Origin of the sequence: Micromonospora sp. NBC_00860, assembly GCF_045207375.1 — a bacterium.
Lineage (GTDB): Bacteria > Actinomycetota > Actinomycetes > Mycobacteriales > Micromonosporaceae > Micromonospora > Micromonospora vinacea.
Genome location: NZ_CP108825.1, coordinates 849,533 through 875,786 on the forward strand (window position 1 = coordinate 849,533; position 26,254 = coordinate 875,786).

Consider the following 26,254-nt stretch of genomic DNA (forward strand, 5'->3'; position numbering starts at 1 on the left):
ACGGTGCAGGTCAGCGGGGTGGTCGGAAACTCTTTCGCACCCGATCCCAGTCCGCGGCGGCGCCGGCCCAGTCCTCGTCCCGGGTGATCCAACCCAACGTCCACCGGTCGGCGCCGAGGACCTGTTGCCGGGCGTGCAGCCACGGTCCGTGCGGTGTCTGCCAGCGGAGCTCCCACTCGGCTCCGCTGTCGTTCGCGGCGAGCCGGATCTCGTCGTACCCCGGCAGGGAGCCCGTTCCGGCCGCCGTTTCGCGGGCGGTCCGTAGAAGTTCCAGGGGATCGATGGCGCTGCCCTCAGCCACGCTGAAGGCCCGGCCGGTCGCCGGGTCCTGGAAGCACGCCACCTCGCCGTCGCGGGAGGTCAGCCACGTCGCGGGTACGGAGACCCGGAAGCCGGCGGTGTCGGCGTGCCAGACCCAGCCGGGCGGCGGCTGGAACTCCTCGCCCGAGGTCGGCGTGTCGGCCTGCACTGGCGATCCGACGACGTCCGGGCGGACGCAGGCGAGCGGGGGCGGGGGGACGTTCCGCCCGTTCGGCGGGGGGCCGGGCGGCGGGCCGGGGCCGAACGGCCCGCCGTTGGGTGGACGGTTCGGTGGCGGGCTGGACGAGCCGGTGACGTCGGTGGGCTTGTTTCCGGCGACGGTCAGCGCGGTGCCGACACCGGCCACGACGGCGACCAGCAGCGCGACGGCGACCACCGCCACCCGACGCGCGGTGCGCCCGGCGGCCGCCGGGTCCGGGGTCGGCGTGGGGGAGGCGCTGACGGCTACGGCCGGGTCGGGCAGCGGAACGGTGGGGTCCTGGTCGTCGGGGTCGTCCGCCGTGGCGCGCTGGCCCACCAGCCCCGGCACCGGCCCGTCGGCCAAGGGTCGGTCGGTCGCCGGCGGCGGGTCGGCGCGACCGGTCGCGGCCGTCCTGAGCAACCGACGGGCAGTGTCATGGTCGAGGCGGTCGCGCGGGTCGCGGCGCAGCAGCCCGTCCAGGACCGGCGCGAGCGCCCCGGCGTGCGGGGCGGGGTCCGGCGGGCCGGCGGCCAGTGCGCTCAGGGTGGCCATCGCGGTGCTGCGGGCGTACGGGGACTGCCCCTCCACGGCGGCGTGCAGGGTCGCCCCGAGCGACCACAGATCGGCGGCCACTGTGGACGCACCCTCGGCGGCCCGCTCCGGGGCCACGTACTGCGGGGAGCCGAGGACCATGCCGGGGCGGGTCATCGCGCCGTCGCCGCCGTCGAAGGTGGCCAGCCCGAAGTCGGTGAGCATCACCCGCCCGTCGTGCGCCACGAGCACGTTCTGCGGCTTGATGTCGCGGTGCAGCACCCCGGCGGTGTGCGCGGCCTGCAGCGCGTCGAGCACGGCCAGGCCGATCCGGGCCGCGCGGGCCGGTTCCAGCGGCCCCTCGGTGTCCACGACGTCCTGGAGGGTGCGGGACGGGACGTACTCCATGACGATCCATGGGCTGCCGTCGACGGCGACGACGTCGTAGAGCCGGACCACGGCGGGGTGGTTGAGTCGGGCCGCGGCACGGGCCTCCCGCATGGTGCGTGAGCGCACCTCGGCCCGTTCACGGTCGGCCAACCAACTCGGTGGAACGATTTCCTTGACCGCTACCTCGCGGTGCAGCATCTCGTCGCGGGCGCGCCACACCCGACCCATGCCCCCGCGACCCACCAGGTCGAGCAGTTGGTACCGACCGGCGATCAGCACCTGTGCACGCTCCTCCTCAGCCGCTGTCCGGGCTACACCCTAACCAGCGGATCGGAAGTCACCTATCGGTCGTCCGACTCGGCTCAGCAGGCGGCGTGGTCGGCGGCGGCGAGCAGGTTGCCCTCCGGGATGGCGATCCGGGTCCGCCCGCCGGCCAGTCGGGCGGCGGCGCGTCGGGCCTGCACGGGGCCGTGTTCGCGACGAGCGGTGGCGTAGCTGGCGGCGGTGCGGGCCGCGATGGTGGCCCAGCCGTACCGCTCGCCGACCATCGTGCGGGCCCGGCGGGCCAGCCGCCGGGCGAAGACCTCGTCGCCGAGCAGTTGGCCGACCGCGCCGGCGAGCGCGTCCGGGTCGCTGTGCGGGAACGTCACGCCGGTAACTCCGGGTTCGACGATCTCGGCGAGGCCGCCGGTACGGGCCACCGCCAGTGGCGCTCCGGCGGCCGCCGCCTCCAGCGCCACCATGCCGAACGGCTCGTAGAGGCTGGGGACCACCGTCGCGTCGGTGGCGCCGAGCATCGCGGGTAGTTGGGTGGAGTCGAGGAACCCGGTGAACCGGACGGTCGAGCTGAGCGCCAGCCGCCGGGCCTCGGCTTCCAACTCGGTGCGGTACGGGCCGTCGCCGGCGATCACGACGCGCAGCCCCGGGTGTCGTTCGCGGAGCCGGGGTACTGCGTGCACCAGGTGCTGGACGCCCTTCTCGTAGACCAGTCGTCCGGCGTACCCGACCAGCGGGCCGTCCCCGGCGAACCGGGCCCGGGCCGACGCGACCGCTCGGGGACGGGCCCGCCAGGCCCGGTCGTCGACCCCGTTGGGCACCACGTCGACCTGGGCGGCCGGTACGTCGAACAGCGCGGTCACCTGGTCGCGCATGTACCCGGAGCAGGTGATCACGCGAATGGATGAGCTGCTGAGCCAGTGTTCGACGCCGTGGATGGTGCGGTTCATCTCCTCGGGCAGCCAGCCCTGGTGCCGGCCGGCCTCGGTGGCGTGCATGGTGGTGACCAGGGGGAGGTCCAGGTGCTCGGCCACTGTGACGGCGGTGTGCGCGACGAGCCAGTCGTGGGCGTGGATGACGTCGTACGAGCCGGCCTGGGTGGCGCGCAGGGCGGTGCGGGTGAGGGTGTGGTTGAAGGCCATGGTCCAGGCCAGCAGGGAGTTGGTGGCGAGGGGGAAGGTGACCGGGTCTTCGGGGGCGCGCAGGATGCGTACGCCGTCGGCGTATTCCTCGAGGGGTGCGCCGTCGGTGTGGCGGGTGACGACGGTGACCTCGTGGCCGGCGGCGGCGAGGGCGACGGAGAGGGCGTGCACGTGTCGGCCGAGACCGCCGACGAGCACCGGCGGGTACTCCCAGGAGAGCATCAGCACCCGCAGCTGTCGGGCGGGGTTGATGTCGATCACGTGGGCATCGAGTGACATGCGGCCCCCTTTGAGTTGTCCCCGGGCGCGCGCCGACCGACACCGGAATCGGTGTCGCCGTCGCGTCTGGATCGGGGCCAATCCTGCCGGGATCGCGATAACCAGCGGCGACACCACCATTGCGGTCGTGTAAAGCGCTACTGGCTCTTTCGCCGCACCCGCAGCAGCTCGGCCACCGACCATGCCTGGAACGGGCACCCGGTGGCGGTGTGCGGCGCGAGGCCATCGGCCGTCTCGCTTACCGAGCCTAACCCATATTCCATCAAATGGGCCTCAACGCCGACGAATACGTCATCGACGGACATCTTCCCCCGGCGTGCGGCGTCCACGTACGGGCCGAGCAACCACGGCCAGACGGTGCCCTGGTGGTAGCCCCCGTCCCGGTCGGCCGGACCGCCCCGGTGCCGGCCCACGAACTCGGTGGAATCCGGGGCGAGACTGCGCGGTCCGAGCGGGGTGAGCAGCCCGCCCCCGACCCGCCGCAGCGTCGCCTCGTCCGGCTCCATCGGCGCGTACGGCAGCGACCAGGCCAGCAGCTGGTTGGGGCGCAACGCGTCGTCGTCGTGCAGGGCGGCGCCACCCAGCGGGTACGCCGGCGCGGGCGCGTCCAGCACGTCGTGCAGCCAGCCCGTCGGGGCCGGGAACCGCTCCCGGAACGAGGCGGTGGCCTGCCGGTGGAGTCGCCACAGCTCGCCGGCATCCTGCCCGGCCAACTCGGTCAGCTCCGCGAGCCCGGCCAGCCCGTTGATCCACAACGCGTTGACCTCGACCGGCTTGCCGGTGCGCGGGGTGACCGGCACCCCGTACACCCGGGCATCCATCCAGGTCAGCGCCGTGCCGGCGGCGCCCTGGGTGAGCAGCCCGTCGGCCGGGTCGACGCGGATCCCGTACCGGGTGCCGGCGGTGTGGGCGTCGATCACGGCGCGCAGCGCGGGCAGCAGCTCGTCGCCGAGGTCGGTGTCGCCGGTGACGGTGACGTGCCGGCTCACCGCGTGCAGGAACCACAGCGTGCCGTCGACGGTGTTGTACTCGACCCGACCGGTGTCGGCAGTGTTGGCGAGCATCCCCTCGGACAGCGTCGCCGCGTACGCCCGCAGCAGTTCCCGGCCCTTGTCGGCGCGACCCGTGCAGAGGAACAACCCCTCGTACGAGATCATCGTGTCCCGCGACCACGCGCCGAACCACGGGTAGCCGGCGACCACGTCCACCGCCGCCTGGTCGGTGCGCACCACGAAGGCGTCGGCGGCCAGCGCCAGGGTGGCGTCCACGTCGTCGGCTGGCTTCGCCGTCGCCACCACCTGCCGGTTTCGCCGCCTCGCGGTCGCCACGATCTCCTCCGCCGGCGGAGGCTCCTCGTCGAGTCGACCGGCCCAGGCCCGCACCGACACCGTGTCACCGGGGCGTTCCAACTCCCCGGAGAAGCGACCCGCGTACCAGAGGTCCTCGTCCGGGTGCAGCCCCCGGTTGGCCTCCTCGCGATGGTGCACGCCCAGCCACCACTGCCCCTCGGGCGCCCAGCCCGGGCCGGCGAGCCGGTACGCGCCCTCGACCACCGCGCCGTCGGCCACCGCCTCGACCTGCGGGACCGGCCCGTCGGCCCGTCGTTCGCCGTGCGCGTCGCGCCAGGTGCAGGCGGCCGACAGCTCCAGCCGGACGGGACCACCGGCGACCAGCCGGTGCACCACCGCGACGCAGGAGCGGCCGGGCAGCATGGCCAGCTCCCGTTCGATCACCACCGCGCCGATCCGCCACCGCCAGCGGGGTAGCCCGTCGATCAGGTCGAAGCGCTCCAACAGCTCGAAGCCGCGAGGGTCCACGTCGCCGGAGGCCCACTCGTGGGCGCCGAGGCGTACCCGCGCGCCGGACGGCACTGTGACCGCCGGATCAAGGCTGACCAGTCCCACCTGCCGGGACGCCGGCGTTTCGCCGGGAACCACCAACAGACCGTGGTAGCGACGGGTCCGCAGCCCTCCGACAGTGCCCATCGCATAGCCGCCGAGGCCGTCGGGGACCAGCCACTCCCGGCTGGCCGCGCTGGTCAGGTCGCCGCAGATCTGCGGGCCGAAGTGAATGTCGATCAACTTTCCTCCACCGGCGGCGGGGTGTAACACGCCACGACGAGAATGGCCGCTGTGGTCAAGTACCGCGGCGACGTCAAAGATGTGCACGTGATCACTGACCGATCGTCCTCCGACGCCTCGCCACCCGACGCTGAGCGGCTCCGGCTCGCCCAGGCCGACTCGGGGGAGCAGGACTGGCGTGCATGGGGTCCCTATCTGTCCGAACGGGCGTGGGGGACGGTACGGGAGGACTACAGCGAGCACGGTACGGCCTGGGACTACTTCCCGCATGACCACGCGCGGTCCAGAGCCTACCGGTGGAATGAAGACGGGATGGCCGGCGTCTGTGACGAACGGCAGACGTTCGCGTTCGCCCTGGCCCTCTGGAACGGCAAGGACCCGATCCTCAAGGAGCGGATGTTCGGCCTCGGCGGCGACGGCGGCAACCACGGCGAGGACGTCAAGGAGTACTGGTGGTACGAGGACTCCACGCCCACCCACTCCTGGATGCGCTGGCGCTACCACTACCCGCAGGCCGCCTTCCCGTACGACGAACTCGTCGCGGTGAACGCGTTGCGCGGCCGCGACGACACCGAGTACGAGCTGGTGGACACGGGGATCTTCGACGACGACCGGTACTGGGCGGTGACAGTCGACTACGCCAAGGCGTCCCCGACCGACCTCTGCATGGTGGTGACTGTCGCCAACCGGGGCGACCAGGCGGCGACCCTGCACGTCCTGCCCACCCTGTGGTTCCGTAACACCTGGTCCTGGGGGCTGCCCGGCGGCGACCGGATCCCCCGGCTGACCGGCCAGGGCACCCGGCTCGTCGGGGAGCACCGGGTGCTCGGCCAACTACTGCTGGAGGGCGACGGCGGCCCGGTGCCGCTGCTCTGCGACAACGACACCAACGCCGAACGGCTCTGGGGCCTGCCCGGCCGCTCCCCGTACCCGAAGGACGGCATCAACGACCACGTCGTCAACGGCGCGGCCACCGTCAACCCGGCCCGGGAGGGCACCAAGGGCGCGCTGCACTACGTGCTCGACGTGCCGGCCGGCGGGCAGCGCCAGATCCGGTTGCGGCTCACCCGCACCGCGTCGCCACCGGCGGCCGCGCCGCCGCCCCCGGCCGACCTCAGCGAGGGCTTCGAGGCAGTCGTGTGGGCGCGGCGGGCCGAGGCGAACCGGTTCTTCGCCGGAGTGATCCCGCCGGCCGCCACACCCGACGAGGCGCTGGTCGCCCGGCAGGCCATCGCCGGGCTGATGTGGGGCAAGCAGTTCTACCACTTCGACGTCAAGCGCTGGCTCGAAGGCGACCCGGGCTCGACACCGCCGCCGGCCGGGCGTCGGCACGGGCGCAACAGCGCCTGGTGGCACATGACCAGCTTCGACGTCATCTCCATGCCCGACCCGTGGGAATACCCCTGGTACGCGGCCTGGGACCTGGCCTTCCACTGCGTGAGCATCGCCCGGGTCGACCCGGGCTTCGCCAAGGAGCAGATCCTGCTCCTGCTGCGCGAGTGGTACCTGCATCCCAACGGGCAGATCCCGGCGTACGAGTGGGCGTTCGGTGACGTGAACCCGCCGGTGCACGCGTGGGCCGCGCTGAAGGTGTTCGAGATCGACGGCGGCCGGGACTACGAGTTCCTGGCCCGGGTGATGCACAAGCTGCTGCTCAACTTCACCTGGTGGGTAAACCGCAAGGACACCGGCGGCAACAACGTCTTCGAGGGCGGCTTCCTCGGGCTGGACAACGTCGGGCCGTTCGACCGCTCGGCGGCGCTGCCGGTCGCCGGGGTGCTGGAGCAGTCCGACGGCACCGGCTGGATGGGCATGTACGCGCTCAACCTGCTGGACATGGCGATCGTGCTCGCCGAACACGACAGGACCTGGGTGGACACCGCCACCAAGTTCTTCGAGCACTTCGCCTACATCGCCGCCGCCGCGTACGAGCAGGGTTTGTGGGACGAGGAGGATGCTTTCTTCTACGACGTGCTGCGCCTCGCCGACGGCACGAAGGTGCCGCTGAAGGTCCGTTCCGTCGTCGGGCTGCTGCCGTTGGCCGCCACCACCCGGCTCACCGCCAGGACCCTGCACCACCTACCGGAGTTGGGCGCCCGGCTGCGCTGGTTCCTCACCAACCGCCCGGAGTACGCCCAGGTGATCGGCACCCGCCGCCTCGGCCCGGACGGCCGGCAGCAGCGGCTGCTGTCCATGGTCGGCCCGGAGCAGGTGGTCCGCCTGCTCGCCCGGATGCTCGACCCCGACGAGTTCCTCTCCGACTTCGGCCTCCGTACGCTGTCCCGCGCGCACCTGGACAAGCCGTTCTCGGTCACCCTCGGCGGGCAGGAGTTCTCGGTCGGCTACGAGCCGGCCGAGTCGACGAGCGGCCTGTTCGGGGGCAACTCGAACTGGCGCGGTCCGATCTGGATGCCGACGAACTTCCTGCTGATTAGCGCGCTGCGCGACTATGCGGCGTTCTTCGGCGACGACCTCCAGGTGGAGTACCCGACCCGCTCCGGGGTGAAGCGCACCCTGGACGAGATCGCCGACGACCTCTCCGCCCGGCTGATCTCGCTCTTCACCCAGGACGACTGGGGTCGACGGCCGATCTACGGTGCCGCTCAGATGTTCCAGACCCACCCGGACTGGCGCGACCTGATCGCCTTCCCCGAGTACTTCCACGGTGACAACGGCGCCGGCCTGGGCGCCTGGCACCAGACCGGCTGGACGGCTCTGGTCGCCGATCTGATCCTCACCCTGCGCCGCTGACGTCCTCGCGGAGGCGTCCAGAACCCAGGGCGGCTGCTGGAAAGTAGCTGAGTGATGCCCCTGCGTATATCGCCCGTTCCTAGCCTCCACCCGACGTGTCTGTCTCCAGACCGGAGGGAAACGGGTGAAGAAGAAATTGCGGGGTCCCCTGATCGGGGGGCTGGCGCTGGCCCTGGTGGCCACGCTGGGCGGGATGGAGGTCCTACCGGACCAACAACCCGACAGCGCGGACCGCGCGGCGAGCGCCGCGGAGGACGACGGTTTCCTCTCCAGGATCGGGAAGGCCGCCGACAACCTGGTAGGTGGGAGCGGATCGGGTCGGGCCAAGCCCGAGGCGGTCAGCGCCGCGTTGGCGGTGCAGGAGAAGCCTCCGCCGGCCCAGGCGTGGCCGCCGCAGAAGCGGGTCAAGGAGCTGACCGGTAAGCGCACCGCGAACAGCCGCGTCTACCAGCTCGCCGACGGGCGCACCCAGGCGGAGATCTCCGCGGTGCCGCTGCACTACAAGGACTCCAAGGGCCGCTTCCAGCCCATCGACACCACGGTCAAGCCCACCACTGGCAAGGGCTACGTCCAGGGCAACCGGACCAATACCTTCACCAGCCTCTTCGGTGACAGCTCCAAGGAGCTGGTTCGTTTCGAGCAGGACGGCCGCAGCATCGAGCTGGGCCTGGCCGGGGTCGACAAGGGTGCGAGCCCGAAGGTCACCGGTTCCACCGTCACCTACAAGGGCCTGGCCGGTGGTGCGGATGTCGTCTACGACGTGACCGCCACTGCCCTCAAGGAAAAGATCGTGCTGCGCAAGGCCCCCGGCGGGCCGGTGTCGTACACGTTCACCCTCGACACGGCCGGCCTCACCGCGCAGCAGCGCCAGGACGGCTCCATCGCCTTCGTGGGTCCGAACGGCGGTGAGCCGGTCTTCGTGATGCCGGCGCCATTCATGTACGACGACAAGGACGACGCGTCGTCGCCGCACGGCAAGGTGTGGAGCGACAAGGTCTCCCAGCGCGTGCAGCAGGTGTACGGGCAGACGACGGTCACGGTGTCCGCGGACGCCGCATGGCTGGCCGACCCGGCCCGGGTCTACCCGGTGGTGATCGACCCGACCATCAAGGTCCAACCGGTGCCGGCCGACGCGCAGGACGTGGCGATCTACTCGGGTGCCACCACCACGAACTACAACGACACCTACCAGCTGAATGTCGGCACGACCTCAACCGCCGCATGGCGATCGTTGCTGAAGTTCAACCTGGACACGATCCCGACGAACACGCCGATCGACGACGCCCAGCTTCAGCTCTACTACTCCCAGACCCACACGGACTGGGCCTACGACGTGCCGATGGAGGCCCGGCGGGTCACCGCCGCATGGGCCGAGGGCACCGCGACGTGGGCGAACATGAACGCCAACATCGCCGGTGCGCCGGCGGCCAACACTGTCACCAAGGACGACGGCGACGCCGGCACCTCGGTGACCGGTTCGTGGCCGTACTCCAGTAACACCACGTTGACGCCGAAGGCGATCAACGGCGACTACAAGTACCACTCCAGCAGCCTCTCGACGGACACCCACACCTGGGTGCCGACCATCACCGAGCCGGGCAACTACCAGGTCGAGGTCCACTACGTAGGCGAGTCGGACCGGCCGACGAATGCCCCCTACACGGTGTCCTACTCGGGCGGGTCAAAGAAGTACACCGTCGACCAGACCACCCCGACTGCCGCCGGCAAATGGTTGACGCTGGGCACGCATCCGTTCGTGGCGGGCACCACCGGCAAGGTGGTCCTCAACGGCGTGCCGGGCACGACCGCCAACGCCGACGCGGTGCGGTTCACCAAGGCCGGCGCGGTGAAGCAGTACGCCAAGTCCAGCGTGTGGAACTCCTTCCCGGTACGCAACGTGGTGCAGGAGTGGGTCAACGGCACGGCGAACTACGGGTTCATGGTCAAGGCCCTGGACGAGGCGACCAAGGGCCGCGGCGGGCCGATCTACGAGGCCTCCGAATACGCCTACAACAACGACCGCCGGGACTTCAACCTCCCGAAGCTGGTCGTGACGTACGGCCGGCAGGGCGTCACGGTGAACCCCCCGACGACGATCGCGGCGACTGGTGCGTTGCTGGACTGGCCGGCGTACACCGACCCGTCCACGGCTACCGGTGACGACATCGTCGAATACCAGGTGCACCGCAGCGTCCACCAGAACTTCGTCCCCTCGGGAACGACGCTTGTCGCACCGGTCTCCACCGGCACCCGGACGTATCAGGACACCACGGCGGTGCCGACGGCGGCGGACAACACCGACCCGATGGCCCGGAAGTTCTACTACTACATGGTCGCGGTGAAGACCCGCGACGGACAGCTGCTCGCCGGCCCGACGCAGCAGGCGATGCTGCCGAAGGCGGGCCAGATCACCCGGATCTACCGCACCGGTCAGACCGACACGACCCTGGCGGCCGGGCGGCCGACGGAGAACGTGGACGTCTACGACGGTGACCCGTACGTCAGCCCGGGCAACAACTCGCCGTACTACGGCGACACCCGCGGCCTGGTCAAGTTCCCGACCCTGACCGGCATCCCGGCCGACGCCAAGATCGTGAACTCCGAGCTGCGGATGTACAACACCTATCTGTACCCGGGCACGGACACCGACGAGTACGTCGACGTCTACAAGCTCAAGCGCGCCTTCAACGAGACGTCGGCGACCTGGAACAGCTACGACGGCACCAACGCGTGGACCACCGCCGGTGGCGACTACGACACCGCGTGGAAGGCCGGCTTCAACGGGTTCACCAACGACCCGGAGTGGGAGACCTGGGACGTCACCAACGCGGTCGACGGCTGGGTGAAGACCCCGGCCAGCAACTACGGCCTGCTGCTGCGCCAGCGCGACGAGGCGAACCAGACCGCGCGGGCGATGCTGCTGTCCTCCGAGGGCGCCGAGCCGCTGCTGCGGCCGACGTTGGAGGTCACCTACCTGGAGCAGACCGCCGAGTCGACCTACTACGCGGCCGCCACGCCGACGCTGACCACGCCGAACTCGACGTACAGCGTGCCGGTGACCCTGTCGAACCCGACGCTGGCCGCCTGGAACCCGACCGACTGGGAGCTGGCGTACGACTGGAAGCGGGCAGACGGCACCACCGACGGCGCCGACACCACCTACGAGCTGAGGACGCCGCTGCCCAAGAGCATCCCGGCCGGTGGCACTGTCGACGTGACCGCGCAGCTGAAGACCCCGCCGTCGTCGACGGAGGGGAACAAGCGCACCGACTACGTGCTGCAGTGGGACCTGCGCAACAAGCTGACCACCAAGAAGCTGTCGGAGACCGTCCCGGCGATCACGCCGCTGCCACAGAACGTGGCGGTGGCGGAGCCGACGTCCGACCAGCTCGGTCTGGAGAAGTTCTACTCCTACGCGGGGAAGAACACCGGCGCCGGCGGCACCCTGATGAACAACCTGTACGCCGGCAACACGGTGTGGTCGTACGACGCGTTGAGCAATCCGTCGCGCGGCCTGTCGACGTTCGTTCGGATGTCCTACAACTCGTTGGACACGTCCGACACTGTCGCCGGGTACGGCTGGTCCCTGCAGGCCTCGTCGCTCATGCGGCTGGGGAGCCCTCTGGACTTCCACCCCAACCCGAACCCCACCAAGGTCACCATGACCGATGGTGACGGCACCAGCCACTGGTTCACCTGGGACTCGGCGACCTCCACCTGGAAGAGCCCGAAGGGCGTCCACCTGTACCTGGAGAAGGTGACCAGTCTCGACTGCAAGCCGAACACCCAGGAGCCGAAGGCGTGGCGGCTGACCAAGCCGGACCGCACGCAGTTCTACTACGACTGCGAGGGCTTCCTGTCCAGCACGGTGGACAAGAACGGCAACACGATGACGTTCACCTACGAGGAGCGGAAGTCGAACAACAAGCCGACGAAGTTCCTCCGGTACATCACCGACGCGGCCGGCCGGAAGACCCTGACGATCGACTACTACGCCAAGGGTCAGTCGTTCGACTACATCAACGACACCACCTGGACGCGGCAGTCGGGCACCAACCTGACCAACCCGAAGATCATCGACCACATCTCGCAGATCACCGACATCTCCGGTCGGAAGATGACCTTCACCTACACGGACAAGGGGCTGCTCGGCGAGCTGGTCGACGGGTACGGCTCCAGCGGCACCATGGGTGCGCCGAAGACGTTCAAGTTCGCCTACGACATGACGCAGGGGAACAAGAACGTCAAGCTGGTCAAGGTCACCGACCCGCGGGGCAACGCCACCGAGCTGCAGTACTTCTCGCCGTCCGCCGGGGACGACCCGACGTGGCACTGGCGGACGAAGTACTACACCGACCGGAACGACAAGGCCAACCTGACCCAGTTCGCCTACGTCGACCCGGACGCCACCAGCAACATCCGCACGACGGTCACCGACGCGGAGAACCACTCCACCGGCTACCTCCAGGACGTTTACGGCCGGCCGATCGAGACCACCAACGCGAAGAACCAGGTCACCAAGCTCGAGTGGGACGACGACCACAACGTCACCAAGCTCATCGAGGACAACAACGCCACCTCGACCTGGGAGTACGACGCCAAGACCGGCTACCCGACGGAGATCAGGGACGCCGAGGCGGTCAAGAACGGCACGCCGGGCACGGTGCTGACCTACCAGCGCCAGCTCAACGGCTACGTCGCCGACCTCACGGAGAAGACCAGCCCCGAGGGGCGCAAGTGGATCTTCAGCTACGAGGCCGACGGTGACCTGGCGAGCGTCACCGACCCGATGGGCACCTCCACCGCGACGGCCGGCGACTACACCACCTACAACACCTACGACGCGTTTGGACAGCTCGACACGGCGAAGGACGCCAACGGCAACAGCACCAAGTACAGCCGTTACGACGCCAACGGCTACCCGCAGACGATCACGGATTCCCTGACCAGGGCGACCACCTTCGTCTACGACGTCCGCGGCCAGGTCACCACGGTCACCGACGCGCTGGGCAAGAACACGACCCAGGCGTACGACACCTTCGGCCGTCCGTTGGACAGCAGGACTCCGAAGGACCAGGCCGCCGGGGTGTACATCACCAATCCGGCACCGACCTACGACGCGAACGACAACGTCACCCAGTCGACCGCGCCCAACGGGGCAGTCTCCACGGCCTTCTACGACGCCGCCGACCAGCTCACCTGGACCAAGGCGCCGGTCGACGTGGCCGGCGACCCGGAGCGCAAGACGTCGTTCACGTACGACAAGGCCGGCAACCTGCGCACCACGACCGAGCCGAAGGGCAATCTGCCCGAGGCGAACCCGGCCGACTACCGAACGACGAACGCGTACGACGAGATCTACCAGCTGGTTTCGGTGACGAATGCCAAGGGCGACAAGATCACCTACCAGTACGACAACGTGGGCAACGTGGAGAGGGTGGTGGACCCGCGTAAGAACGCGACCACCGACACCCTCGACTACACGTCGACGATGACGTACGACCTTGCGCACCGGGTCACGAAGGCCACTGATGCGCTGGGCAAGTTCACCAGCAGCACCTACGACAAGGACGGCCTGGTCACCGGCAGCACCGACCAGCTCGGCAACACCACGCTGGTCAATCTTGACCGGCGAGGTAAGCCGACCGAGGTCAAGGTGCCGTACAAGAACGTCTCCGGCACCATCTCGTACCGCATCACGAAGTACGAGTACGACCAGGTGGGTAACACCACCAAGGTCATCAGCCCACGGGGTGTGGCGACCACCGACGACCCGGACGACTTCGCCCAGGTCACCGTCTACGACGCGCTGAACCGGGTGAAGGAGACCCAGTCGGCGTACGACAAGGATGACGCCCGCTACACCACCGCCGACAAGACCACCTACACGTACGACGAGGTGGGCCGACTGGCGACGATGTCTGCGCCACCGTCGGCGGGTCAGTCGGTACGCAACGACACCACGTACAGCTACTACGACAACGGGTGGACGAAGTCCTCCTCGGACCCGTGGGACATCGTCACCTCGTACGACTACAACGAGCTCGGTGCGCAGACGGCCCGCACGTTGACGTCGGCGGGCGGCTCCTCCAACCGGACCATGAGCTGGTCGTACTTCCCGGACGGAAAGCTGAAGGCCCGGTCCGACGACGGGGTGCCGGTGGGCAAGCACGTGGTGCTTGTCGACAACTCCGAGTTCAACAACACCACCGCGACGGGCACCTGGCCGACGGCCAACACGGCCACCAACAGGTACGGCATCGACTACGCCACCCACGCGGCGGGCACGGGCACCAACGTGTTCACCTGGCAGTTGAACGTGCCCCAGTCGGGCACCTATCAGGTGTACGCCCGCTTCCCGACGGTGTCCGGGGCGGCCACCGACGCGAAGTACACGGTCAATTCCAGCGCGGGCCCGACGGTGAAGACGGTCAACCAGACCGCCGGCGCCGGCACCTGGGTGAGCCTCGGCTCGTACAGCTTCGCCGAGGGCAACGCCCAGAAGGTGACGCTGTCGGACCAGGCCACCGGCACGGTCGTCGCCGACGCGGTGAAGCTCGTCCGGGACAACGCGGCCGATGTCGACAACGAGAAGCACGACTACAGCTACCGGTACGACGCCAATGGCAACCTGACCACGATCACGGACGCCTCCCCGGGCACCCGGGTCGACAGCTACGCGGTGACCTACACGAACCTGAACCAGGTCGACAAGGTCACCGAGTCGAAGTCGGGCGCGGTGGTGAACTCGACGTCGTTCAGCTACAACGAGAACAGCGCACCGCTGACCACCAGTCACGACAAGCAGTACGCGTCCTACGCGTACGACGAGCGCGACCTGGTGTCGAAGGTGACCAACGGCAAGTCGGCCACCGACGCGTCGCCGAAGGTGACGACGTACACCTACACCGACCGGGGAGAGAAACTCAAGGAAGTCAAGGGCAACGGCAACACCGTCGACTACACGTACTTCCTCGACGGGCTGTTGAAGTCCCAGACGGAGAAGAAGCCCAACGGGACGACCCTGGTCTCCGAGTCGGTCCTCGACTACGACCTCAACGGCAACCGGTCGCACGACGTCACCAAGAAGATGAACGCCGACAACCACGGCGCTTACCTGACCACCATCAGTGACTTCACCTACGACCCGCGGGACCGGTTGGCGTCGCTGACGAAGACCGGTGACGGCGCTGGCACGGAAACCTACGTGCACGACGCGAACAACAACGTCACCAGTCAAACGGTGAAGGGCACGTCGACGACGTTCAACTACGAGCGGAACCGGCTGCTGACCGCGGTGACCGGGGGTGCGACGGCGTCGTACAACTACGACCCGTTCGGCCGCCTGGACACCGTCACGGCGGCGGGGACCGTGATCGAGCGGAACGTGTACGACGGGTTCGACCACGTCGTCGAGAACCGGAAGAACAACGGCACCAGCACCTCGACGACGAAGTACACCTTCGACCCGATGGACCGCACGTCGACCAAGACCACCGACGCCGGCGGCGCCAAGGAGAAGGCCACGACCTTCAACTACCTCGGCCTGTCGGGCGAGGTCCTGGACGAGGAGGTCGCCGGGAAGCTGACCAAGTCGTACCAGTACTCGCCGTGGGGTCAGCGGTTGTCGCAGGTCACCCACAACACCGATGGCACCCAGGAGGACGGCTACTACGGCTACAACCCGCACACCGACGTCGAGACACTGACCGACAAGACCGGTGACACCAAGGCCACCTACGGCTACACCGCTTATGGCAAGAACGACGACACCCAGTTCACGGGTATCGACAAGCCGGATGCGGCGGACCCGACCAAGGAGCCGTACAACGCCTACCGGTACAACGCCAAGCGGTGGGACCAGGCCTCCGGCAACTACGACATGGGCTTCCGCGACTACAGCCCAGGTCTGAACCGGTTCCTGTCCCGCGACAGCTACAACGGCGCCCTGGCCGACATGAACCTCGGCAGCAATCCCTTCACCGGCAACCGGTACGCCTTCGGCGGCGGCAACCCGATCTCGAACGTCGAACTCGACGGCCACATCTGGATCAATGACGGTGCCGGCGAGTATGTCCCGCCGCCGCGGCCGATGCCGACGGCACCCGCTGAATCGGGCAGTTCTTCGCCGGGACCGAAACCTGCGCCGTCGCCGTCGGCTTGGGGCGACGGCGGGGACTACCCCCAGGAGTGGGTGACTCGCAGGGATCAGATGTGTTCGCAGGGTCTGGTCGAACAGCTCTGTGCCGAGGCGAACCGTCGTGACGGCGCGGAACTAGTCAGCTGGATGCCCTACGTTGGAGCCGCTGGGTCTGGCTATCTGATCGCCGATGCATACGAGCACGAAGATTATGTCGGTGCCGGTCTCGAAGCTGCTGCAATTGTTCCGCTCGGCCGGGTTGGAAAATTGCCTAAGGGCGTCAGGCTGAACAAGTTGGTGGGAGATGCCTACCGTGATCACGTCGCCGACTTTTTCAGGCAGGCTGGCAAGAAGGTGGTCACGGATGCCGACGATGCAAAGGCGTTAACGTTCGCTACTCCCTTCGGGGACCGGAAGTTGGACATTGCGGTTTACGGCGATGACGACAGTCTGCTGGGCTACATAGAGACCAAGTCCGGTCGCGAAAAGGCGGACCCGGACCAACTGAAGAAGGATGAATGGCTACGAGCTAATTATGGACTGACAATCGATTATGTGTACGACGACATGTTGAACGTTCTCTACTGATAATACGCCGGGTGTTATGATTGCCGCGGGGGGAAACCTCCGCGGCAATCCCCTAATTTGGAGGTCGGCAGGTTGTCTGAGTGGCGCTCCCCAGTCACGCTCGGTTCAGTCGGCGAGGTGAAGTTGATTGAACTCCTCTCGTCAGACACCGCTGAGGGTCGCGTGTCCGTCATCGCGGCTCTCGGGGACGTAAGGGGTGAGCTGGGCGGAACTGTACTGCGTCGAATCGCGACGGATGCGGCAGCTATGGAAGGTGAGCGGTGCGCGGCGCTGGTGTCGCTTACAAAGCGTGATGGAGTTGAGGCGTCGGACGTTGCCGCAGGATGTTTGGCTGACGAAAACGCTGCGGTGCGACGTTACGCCCTTCGCTGTTTAGCGGTCGCCGGTGACGGGCGATCTAGGGGCGGCGTCTCGGAACTTCTCGACGCGATACTCTCGGGTCCTCCGCCGAAGTTCGCAGGGGCCCTTAACCCTGCGATGCTTTCGGCGCAGTCTGAAGCGATTCCCGCAGTAGTGTACCTCCTGCGGCATTGCGCCACCGCTAATCAGACGGGGCTGCTCGCAAAGAAGGTCTCCGCTGGCTGGGGGAAGCTTTACAAGGCTGAACAGGTGTGGCTCAAGGCGGCCTGGCCTGCTTGCTCTCCCGATGTCCAAGGCGAGATGGCGACGCTGCGGCCCGATCTGACGGGCATGATCAGGTTCGTCATGCGACCACTGTTCGCGCCGCTCCCATAGCACTACGTGAAGAGGTGCTCCACATCTGGCAGGTTCACCCGGTCGCAACATTTTATCTTGGCAGCGCGGTTGGGCAGAGCGGTTCCGCCTTGGAGGGGGCTGCGGCCGCCGAGGGCATCTGGCTGGTCGGTGAGGCGGCCTCGCTGCGTGCGCAGCGACTCTGCCGGCCCTCGCGGGAGTGGTTGCCGCCCCCATCATCGCCGAGGGCTGCGAGCTGAAGCCGCTGCTGTGCTAGGTGGTGGAGTTCACCGGCAGACGTGCAGGCTTCTGGTGTGTCACGCGGGAAGTTCAGGCTTCGTCCAGGAGATGGCGAACCTGTTGGGCGTTCCGACCCGTGGCGCGACAGACCGCGTACGCGGTGTTCCTGGAGCTGGAACCGTAGTTGACAAGGGCGGTTTATTGGCGCATGTTCCTGCCCATCGTCGGAGGTTGAGGTGCTGAAGAAGGTCGGGTTTTTCCCGGAGCTGGATCCGAAGCGAGCTGTGGAGACGGGCGAGCCCAGCATCCACGCATCGGTGCGCGCCGTCGGGGAGCCAGACGAAGGGCAGATCCTGCAGTACCTGGCTGATGGCCATATGATCATTTCGGTCATGGAGGGTGGGCCAGATGTCATCACTGGTGAGTACGGTTACCAGGAGGCTTCAGGGTGTTCCTCGTGGATCAGCGATGGGGCTTGGGTGTGGCACTATGACCTTGCGCATTACCTGAGAAGACATCACGTAGAACTATCAACGGATTTTCTTTCGCACGTCAGGTCCAGTGGTTACATCGTTCCCCCGCTCGGTGACGCTGAAGGAGAAGTTGGTTGCCGACCTCGGAACTGGGCAGAACCTAGGATGGGAAGCTTTGCTCCTTCGGAAGCTGGCTCCTGACGATCCTGCGTCCTGGCTGCCCTTGGAGATACGGGATGACTCGTTCGATCGCCTGATTTGCCAAGCTCTGTTTGATCACCTGGAGGACCTTGAGAGCGAGGCGTAACAAGCCGCGCTGATTCACAGCACCGAGCCGGGGTCGTAAAGGATCCCGGCTCGATGCTCGTCTCGCTGGCCAATCCCCGGCTGCCACTTCGACCGGGACCGGGACCACTCACAGTTCACGGGCATCGACAAGCCGGGCGCGGCGGACCCAGCCAAGGAGCCATACAACGCCCACCGGTACAACACCACGGTGGGACCAGTCCTCCGGCAACTACAACATGGGCTTCCATGACTACAGCCCAGGTCTGAGCTTCCCCAAGTCGGGCGAAATGTGGGCACGGCGGAACGCGCGATCGATGTGAATGGGATATCGATCACCTACAACGCAGTCGAGATCGGTCCTGATAGGGTCGGCGTCAGCACATACTGGCTCAACTGACGGGGATGTGGAGGCCGAGTGGAAACATTGCTTGACCTGGCTCGGTCGTTGTCGTCGGATCAGTTCGGCGAGCGCGGTCTGGCCGAGGTCAGGAACATCGAGCAGGAGTTCGTCGAAGTGATCACATTCACACCGGCGGATGAAATCGTCGCCGTGCTCCATACCGTGCTCGACGAGGATTGGATGGGCCTACCGGTGTGGGCGCGCAATCTCGCGTACCGGATGGCCTGTCTGCAGAGGCCGGACGACGTGGCTCTGCTGAGAGAGGCGGCGACGGATCTGCGGAACTTCGGTCCTGACTGGAATGAAATCGCCGCGGCGTTGAATGAAAGAGCGGAATCGCTGGAGAAGGATCAGGATTGAGAATGGCGACGATGCCCACCGGATGTCCATCCGGTGGGCATCGTTCCGCACAGCCGTTTCATGATCGATAGAGAGGACACGTCGCCGCGTCCGACAGAGCCAAGATCGTGCAGTGGCTCAACGAACGTGCGCGGTCCACGCTTTCTGTCACTGACCGTGCCAGTGCGTTGATTGACTTGGGCGATTTGGGTCACTCGCAGCCCGAGTTTCTTCGAGATCACCACCCGGCGATGAGATTGGCGGCGGCTTTGGCGCCGGCCATGGCGGAAGATGATGACGCCACCGACGTCTTACTTGACCTGGCGGAGTCTCCCGCAAGGCTCGACTCCGTACTGAGCCCGGCGAATGATTCCTCATGGCAGACGTTGCCGCAATTTCGTGGTCGGCCAACTTCGGTGGTAGTTGCCGAGGTCGTCACTCGACGGGTGCGGAACATCGATCGTCTGGCACGTGCTGCTCTGGCGTCCCTCCCCTTAGCGACCTCCCCGGGCGGCCAGGCCATTGCTCGACCGTACCTATCGAGGATATTCCGCAACGGGGTGCCGCATCCCGAGGCTGCGACGATGACCCAAAAGCTGATTGCGCGAGGGATGGTTGAGAATAGGCAATTCTGGGATTGGCGCGGTCGCGCGAGCCTTTTTCAGTCCTTGCGGCTGCCGTCAGATGAAGAGTCCTGGCGTGTTGTGGTAGAGAGTTGAGGCTCCGCGGTGTCCTCCGGACTTCGCGCTTCGTCCCTGACGACTGGCGCGGTCGGACGGCGAAGACAACCGACGTCTCCTTCCGAATGGGCCGGGAATTCAAATGGATCGGGCGGACCACGCCCAGCTGTACAGTACCGGTGGCGGGCCCAATTCGAGGGCGGGAAATTATCGGGAGATGCAGCGGGACCTGGCCGCGCGAGGTGATTCGGCGGGTGCCATGGGAACGATATCAACGACATCAGGAGCCGCTTCGGCACCAAGCACGACGAAGCTATCAGGAGATGTTGAGGAAGCTGCGGCCTGGCATCTTAGGCTGAACTCACTACTTAGGGGGCTATGCCTTGTCGGGGCGAGATGAACCATTCGAGGTGTTGCCGGGGAAGGGTATACCCGAAGCGCGTTTTGGCGAGCCGCGAACCCTTCATCGGGAGAGGTTGGGCGATCACGTTCCGTTCGAGCGATTCCCAGGGTCGGTCCTGGACTCGTATTACGACATGACACTCATTCTCACGTACGACGTCAGTGACAGGCTGGTCGAGATCGACATGTCGGACTCAATCGACGTGTTTTGGCGTGGGATATCGCTCGTAGGGAGACCGCTTGGGGAGGTTTTGAGCGACCTCGCGAACGAGGGTTTCCATCCCGACGAGTTCGAATTGGAGTCGTTGAGGTGCAGTGCACTGGGACTGAGCCTCTACACTCCGGCGCCCGAAGAGCTTGAAGAAGATGTCAAGCACGTGATCCTAGACCCGATCCACTGACGCTCCTGCCGACGGGAATGCCGGCAAGGCTCCTGGCGCAAGCACCGCTTCACAAGGTGCTTCGCTGGGAGCCTTGCCTCAACCCTCCGTTAACAGGCTCCAGGTCGACGTACACGGTGCCAGCGTCGGTGCCGATCGCCGGGATACGGCTCGACCTACGCGACCCACGCGGCGGGCACGGGCCGACGTGTTCACCTGGCAGTTGAACGTGCCCCAGGCGGGCAGCTACGGCTCGGCTGGCTCGCCGTCGTCCTGGACGACACCTACTTCCTCGACGGGGCCAAATTCAGTCAATGTCGGCACGTACTCGCTCAACTATTGGGGGTGACTTTGAGAGGCCTGTTAGAACTGGGAAGGTTGCTTTCTGCGGCCAGTTGGAGCCAGGGCCAGGTGGAACTTGCAAAGGTTGAATCCGAGTTCCTCGAAGCGGTGACGTTCGCTTCGGCAGATGAAATCGTTCGCATGCTTGAAACGGTTCTCGACGAGGACTACGCCGGTCTTCCGGTCTGGGCCCGCAACCTCGCCTATCGCTTGGCCTGCCTGCAGCGACTTGAAGATTCGGCCCTGCTGAGGGAAGCATCGGCTGACCTATTCAATCACGGCCCAGACTGGGACCGTATTGCGGAAGAGTTGCGAAAGCAGGCTGACGCCGCAGAGAAATAAGATCGAGTCGGCGGGGTCTGTCGTCGTACTGGCGAAAGACCCCGCGCCCCGCGCTTAAGGTGACCAACGGCAACTCGGCCACTGATACGACTCACGATGTCGTCGTTCGCGATGGCAGAGTGTATGACGGGTTTACGGACAGGGCAGGTGTCCCTATGGAGGAGTTCGAATCCCGCTGGGAATACGGCGGCGATATCTTGAAGTGGAGACCTGTTTCGTGAATCGGCGGAGACTCATTCGGAATCTTCGGCAGCGACCTCGTATGTTCGGACTGGACGGCTCGTACGGCATGTACGTGGCTTTCCTTAAGGGTTACGAGGTGGGCTCTGGCGACGATCTGCTAGCCAAGCTGAAGGAGAAGTTGGTTGGCGACCTCGGTACTGGGCAGAACCTAGGATGGGAAGCTTTGCTCCTTCGGAAACTGGCTCCTGACGATCCTGCACGCTGGCAGCCCTTGGAGATACGGGATGACTCGTTCGATCGTATGATTTGCCAAGCTCTGTTTGATCACTTGGAGGACCTTGAGAGCGAGGCGTAACAAGCCGCGCTGATTCTAAGCCCCGAGCCGGGGTCGTAGAAGATCCCGGCTCGATGCACTCATTCGGGCGAGCCTTTTTCAGTCCTTGCGGCTGCCGTCTGGTGAAGAGTCCTGGCGTTGCCTGAGCGAGAGCTGAGGCTCGGTGATGTCCTCAGGGGCTTCGCGCTTCGTCTACGGGGATCCGGAGCCGACGTTAGCGATCGGGTAGGCCAGCTCCGCCGCCCGCTCCCGCAGATCCGCCAGTCGCTTCTGCGGATTGAGCGCCCGGACGATCTCCTCGGTCAAGGGCTGCAGCGTGAGGATCTGCTCGACCACGGTTTTGTCCAGCTCGAGGTCGTAGACCGACCAGGCGTACTCCAGGTACTCCTCCACGGCGCCGTCGCAGAGGATGTCGAGCAGCCAGGCCCCGTCGGGATCGGTCTCCTCGTCGTCGGCGGGCGAGAGGTCGATGCCCTCGCCCGCGCGCCACCGGTCGTCCGCGGAGCGCCGCCAGAGCACGAACGTGGCGTCGAGCGTGCCGTCCTCGTGGCAGAACGTGGGCTCGTGCACCAGCGGGGCGAACTGTTCGGGCAACCCCTCCAGGAGGCAGGGCCACAGTTGGCCGCCGGTGTAGTTGTGCATTGGTGAATCGTGGTAGACGCCGCGGATGAAAGCACCGTCGGTGGTGAAGGCGATGTCGTACTCCTCGCCGCTGCCGGTGCGCATCGACGCCACTTCGCTCTCGCCGCGTCGAGGGCTGTAGTCGTAGTAGACGGCGCCGATGATCGTGTCGAGCATCGCCAGGGCTCGGGAGCGGTCGCGGACCACATCGATTGGTGGCAACTTGGCGGCGGTGTCGTAGACGGTCACCGGGCGAGCCTACGAGGTCGGCGCCGGACGGCACCGTCGCGAGGCGCTTCAAGACCACTGCGGGTATCACAGCAGTAGACAATTGGTTTTCGGGCTTGGAAAGCCCCTGCGTGTTCGCTATGGTGCCCATGCTTAGCTCGGCGGATTGCGGACTCTACTGTCAAGCAGCTGACGATTCCCGCGTGTGTCGGTTACGGCTCGATTGGCACGGGCAGCCTGTTCTGTAGTCACCCCGTTCTCTCCAAAGTGGATGATCTCCTCGGTTTCATGACGGACGCCATGGGTAGGGATCGTGGCGAATGCCGGTCGGTTGGCGGGTGTTTATCTCGCCGCAGCGTCCTCCGTGCCGATTTCGTTACATGGACACGCTGCCTAGATACATAGACATTGGTCACCTTGTCGTGCCGTTACGCCGCCGCCTAGCCTGAGCGCGCTCATGGGTTAACGGGGGAGCGGTGAGATGAAGATCGATATTCGGCTGTTGGGCACTGTGGAGCTACGGGTCGACGGCCAACTCGTGACGATGGGTGCTGCCAAGCGTCGGGCGGTGCTCGCCGGGCTTGCCCTCGAGGCGAACCGGCCGGTCTCGCTGGACCGGCTCTCACAGATGGTCTGGGCCGGTCCCACCCCCGCGTCGGCGGTGGCGAACCTTCGCTCCCATGTGGCCGGTCTGCGCCGCGCTGTCGGTGACCGGATCGTCGCCCACCCCGGCGGGTATGAGCTGCGGTTGGCCGGGGGTGAGCTGGACGTCACCGAGTTCCTGCGGCTGGCGAGGGACGCCCGGGCGGGACGGGACAGCGCCGACCCGATGGCGGTGATCGGCCGGCTCGCCGCTGCTCTCGCCCAGTGGCACGGGCCCGCCGGTGACGGCGTACCCCGCAGCACCTCGTTGGACAACCGGTGGGCGACGCTGGACGAGCAACGACTGCAGATTTTCGAGGACTTGGCCGACGCGCGGTTGACCGTCGGTGAGCACGCCGGCCTGCTCGCGGGCTTGCGCGAGCACCTCGCGGCCCATCCGTTGCGGGAACGCGCCTGGGGCCAACTGATGCTCGCCCTCTACCGTTGCGGCGACACCCCCGCCGCGCTGTCGGCGTACCGGTCGGCGCGAGACAGCCTCTACGACCAGCTCGGCATCGAGCCCGGTAGCGAACTGGCAACACTGCACCGCGCTATGCTCGACCGATCGCCCGAGCTGATCTGGGTGCCGCCTGTGGTGGCCGAGCCGGTCGCTGTCGCCCAGCACCGGGTACCGGCCGTCGACGGAAGCTGGGTGGCGCCCCGCGAGCTGCCGGCGGACCTGGTCGCCTTCGTGGGGCGTACCCGGGAACTGGCCGACGTGGTCGCCGCGGTGACCGGCCCGACGCCCGCCGTCGCGGTGGTCTGTGGCCCCGCCGGCGGCGGCAAGTCGGCGCTCGCGGTCCGTGCCGCCCACACCGTCGCGGCCGCCTTCCCCGACGGTCAGGTCTACGTCGACCTGGGGTACCAGACCGACATGCCGGCCGAGGAGGTCGTCGCCCGGGTGCTGCGCAGCCTCGGCGTCGCCGCCGCCGACGTCCCACAGCACCCGGAGGAGCGGGCCGGCCGGCTCCGCTCCCGGCTCGCCGGCCGCCGCCTCCTCCTGGTGGTGGACGGGGTCACCCACGCCGCGCAGGTACGCCCACTGGTCCCCGCCGGCCCAGGGCCCGCGCTCGTCGTGGTCGCCCAGCGCCAACTGCGGAGCCTCGACGGGGTACGCCGGATCATGACCGGCGCGCTCGGTGACGCTGACGGGCGAGCCCTGCTGGGGGCGCTGGCGGGCTCGGAGCGACTTGACGCCGATCCCGCCGCGACCCGGGAACTGCTCCGGCTCTGCACCGGACTGCCGCTGGCCCTGCGGGTCGCCGGCGCCCGCTTGGCCGGCCGACCGGCGCTGTCCATGGATCGGCTGGTCGCCCAGATCGGCGACGGACGTTGCCGGCTGGACTGGTTGGCGCACGGTGACCTCTCCATGCGGGATCGGCTCGCCACCGGCTTCGCGGCGGTTCGCTCGGAGGACGAGGTGGCCGGTCGGCTCATCGAACTACTCGGCGGCGCACCGGACGGTCAGCTGCTGCCCGACAGCGCAGCCGTGCGGCTCGGCGTCACGGCCGAGCGCGTGTGGCGGGCGCTCGAGGAGTTGATCGACACGCACCTGGTGTACCTCGACGAGCCGGCTGGCTACCGGTTGCCGGCGTTGGTTCGTGAGTACGCCGCCGAACTGACCGCGCTGCCACCCGTGCCCCGGCAGCTGATCAATGGCTGGCGGGTCACCACTGGTGACCGTGAACGTCCAGCCTTCCAGGGCGTTCTCGAGCACCTCTGAGGTGAGCCGTTGACGAGGCACACTGATAGTCGACCGCCGATCTACGGCGCGCGCCGACTCCTTCAAGCCCCGCCCGCCTACCCCGGCATGATCGCGCTCGATCCATGTTGTAGTGGTGTCGTTCGCGTCGGGACGCCACTCGATCCAGGATCGAGCGCGATCTTGCAGGGCGACAGGGCGGTGGGCGACGGGCTGCGTCAGGTGGCGACCACACCGAGCTTGATGAGGCTGTCGGCGGTGTCGGTGATGGTCGTCTGCACCGGGCGGGGCCGCCAGCCGAGGACGGTGCGGGCCTTGTCGTTGCTGATCACCGGGATCTGGCCTCGCAGGGCGGCCGCGTCCCGCAGCGCCGGCTCGGTCTTCGCGGCCTCGCGGACCTCCTCGTCGGTGAGTTCCCGGGCGGGCACCCGGTCGGCGAGGCTGGGCAGGTGCCGCGCGAGCATCTTCGCCAGGTCGAAGAAGCTGATCGACGGGCCGCCGACACCGATGAACCGTTCGCCGGCCGCGTCCGGGTGCAGCATCGCGCGCAGGTGCAGGTCGACCACGTCCCGGACGTCGACCACCCCGAAGTACATTCGGGGTACGACCGGCATCGACCCTTGCAGGAACGCCTGCACCAGGCCGGTCGAGGCGGACACCCGCGAGCCGAGCAGCGGTCCGAAGATGCCGGTCGGGTTGACGACGCTCAGCTCGACGCCGCCGTTGTCCCGGACGTCGTCCCAGGCGGCACGTTCGGCGAGCGTCTTCGACCGGTGGTACGCCGGGATGTCGTCGTCCACGTTCGTCCAGTCCGCCTCGCTGTACCGGCCGTCGGGCTTAACGGTGTAGCCCACAGCCGCGTACGACGAGGTCAGCACCACCCGCCGTACCCCGGCCGCACGGGCGGCCCGCAGGACGCGCAGGGCTCCGTCGCGGGCCGGCCGGATCACCTCGTCGTCGTCCTCCGGCGGGGTGAACGGGAACGGTGACGCGTGGTGCAGCACGTACCGCGCCCCGGTGACCGCCTCGGCCCAGCCCTCGTCGGCGGAGAGGGCCGCGGTGCGGAACTCGACCCGGCCGTCCGGGTTCGTGCCCGCCTGCCGGACCCGGTCGAGCACCTCGTCGCCCTGCCCCGGCTTGCGGACGGTTACCCGCACCCGGTAGCCCTCGTCGAGCAGTCGGGCGACGGAGTGCCCGCCGAGGTGACCGGTCGCGCCGGTCACCAGCACCAGGGCATCGTCGGTGCAGCAAAGTTGAAGATCGGTTGACATGGTGTGTCCCATCG

General features: G+C 67.4%; 11 protein-coding genes. 6 read left to right on the forward strand and 5 right to left on the reverse strand.

The window, feature by feature from the left end; all coding sequences use genetic code 11:
• Positions 1–10: 10 nt before the first annotated feature.
• The 3 genes from OH804_RS03980 to OH804_RS03990 form a co-directional block, all read right to left on the reverse strand.
• The gene (locus OH804_RS03980; protein ID WP_406062804.1) at positions 11–1,702 is read right to left on the reverse strand and encodes a protein kinase domain-containing protein; all 1,692 of its coding nucleotides are present in this window, start codon (positions 1,700–1,702) and stop codon (positions 11–13) included.
• 83 nt (positions 1,703–1,785) lie between these two features.
• On the reverse strand, positions 1,786–3,120 hold the full coding sequence (locus OH804_RS03985; protein WP_406062806.1) for a glycosyltransferase family 4 protein: 1,335 nt from the start codon (positions 3,118–3,120) through the stop codon (positions 1,786–1,788).
• 137 nt (positions 3,121–3,257) lie between these two features.
• Positions 3,258–5,201 carry an amylo-alpha-1,6-glucosidase gene (locus OH804_RS03990; RefSeq protein ID WP_406062808.1) on the reverse strand — a complete coding sequence of 648 codons (1,944 nt, stop codon included), beginning with the start codon at positions 5,199–5,201 and terminating at the stop codon, positions 3,258–3,260.
• A gap of 42 nt (positions 5,202–5,243) precedes the next feature.
• Here OH804_RS03990 and OH804_RS03995 point away from each other — a divergent pair, with 42 nt between their 5' ends.
• The 5 genes from OH804_RS03995 to OH804_RS04015 all read left to right on the forward strand — a co-directional run bounded on the left by OH804_RS03995 (position 5,244) and on the right by OH804_RS04015 (position 21,259).
• Positions 5,244–7,952: an MGH1-like glycoside hydrolase domain-containing protein gene (locus OH804_RS03995; RefSeq protein WP_196924305.1), complete on the forward strand. Its 2,709-nt coding sequence runs from the start codon at positions 5,244–5,246 to the stop codon at positions 7,950–7,952.
• A gap of 124 nt (positions 7,953–8,076) precedes the next feature.
• Entirely contained in the window at positions 8,077–16,680 is an 8,604-nt protein-coding gene (locus OH804_RS04000) for a DNRLRE domain-containing protein (protein WP_196924304.1), read from the forward strand.
• Between the two features lie 2,109 nt (positions 16,681–18,789).
• A complete protein-coding gene (locus OH804_RS04005; RefSeq protein ID WP_406062811.1) occupies positions 18,790–19,134 on the forward strand; it encodes a hypothetical protein in 345 nt (114 codons plus the stop codon).
• A 1,195-nt stretch (positions 19,135–20,329) separates the two neighbouring features.
• Positions 20,330–20,596, forward strand: a complete 267-nt coding sequence (locus OH804_RS04010; protein WP_196924302.1) for a hypothetical protein — start codon at positions 20,330–20,332, stop codon at positions 20,594–20,596.
• 390 nt (positions 20,597–20,986) lie between these two features.
• Positions 20,987–21,259: a hypothetical protein gene (locus OH804_RS04015; protein WP_307788784.1), complete on the forward strand. Its 273-nt coding sequence runs from the start codon at positions 20,987–20,989 to the stop codon at positions 21,257–21,259.
• A gap of 709 nt (positions 21,260–21,968) precedes the next feature.
• Here the strand turns inward: OH804_RS04015 and OH804_RS04020 are convergent.
• Positions 21,969–22,646: a hypothetical protein gene (locus tag OH804_RS04020; RefSeq protein ID WP_196924301.1), complete on the reverse strand. Its 678-nt coding sequence runs from the start codon at positions 22,644–22,646 to the stop codon at positions 21,969–21,971.
• Positions 22,647–23,106: 460 nt separating this feature from the next.
• Here OH804_RS04020 and OH804_RS04025 point away from each other — a divergent pair, with 460 nt between their 5' ends.
• Positions 23,107–24,990: a BTAD domain-containing putative transcriptional regulator gene (locus OH804_RS04025; protein ID WP_406062814.1), complete on the forward strand. Its 1,884-nt coding sequence runs from the start codon at positions 23,107–23,109 to the stop codon at positions 24,988–24,990.
• A gap of 197 nt (positions 24,991–25,187) precedes the next feature.
• On the opposite strand, the gene OH804_RS04030 is transcribed toward OH804_RS04025, so the two are convergent.
• The gene (locus tag OH804_RS04030) at positions 25,188–26,240 is read right to left on the reverse strand and encodes an NAD-dependent epimerase/dehydratase family protein (protein ID WP_406062816.1); all 1,053 of its coding nucleotides are present in this window, start codon (positions 26,238–26,240) and stop codon (positions 25,188–25,190) included.
• Positions 26,241–26,254 lie beyond the last annotated feature (14 nt).

What these genes read in the sequence shown, in the direction of transcription:
- OH804_RS03995 (WP_196924305.1), top strand. Translation starts at nt 5,244, where the DNA reads ATGGCCGCTGTGGTCAAGTACCGCGGCGACGTCAAAGATGTGCACGTG.
- OH804_RS03985 (WP_406062806.1), bottom strand. Translation starts at nt 3,120, where the DNA reads ATGTCACTCGATGCCCACGTGATCGACATCAACCCCGCCCGACAGCTG.
- OH804_RS04010 (WP_196924302.1), top strand. Translation starts at nt 20,330, where the DNA reads ATGACACTCATTCTCACGTACGACGTCAGTGACAGGCTGGTCGAGATC.
- OH804_RS04030 (WP_406062816.1), bottom strand. Translation starts at nt 26,240, where the DNA reads ATGTCAACCGATCTTCAACTTTGCTGCACCGACGATGCCCTGGTGCTG.
- OH804_RS04025 (WP_406062814.1), top strand. Translation starts at nt 23,107, where the DNA reads ATGAAGATCGATATTCGGCTGTTGGGCACTGTGGAGCTACGGGTCGAC.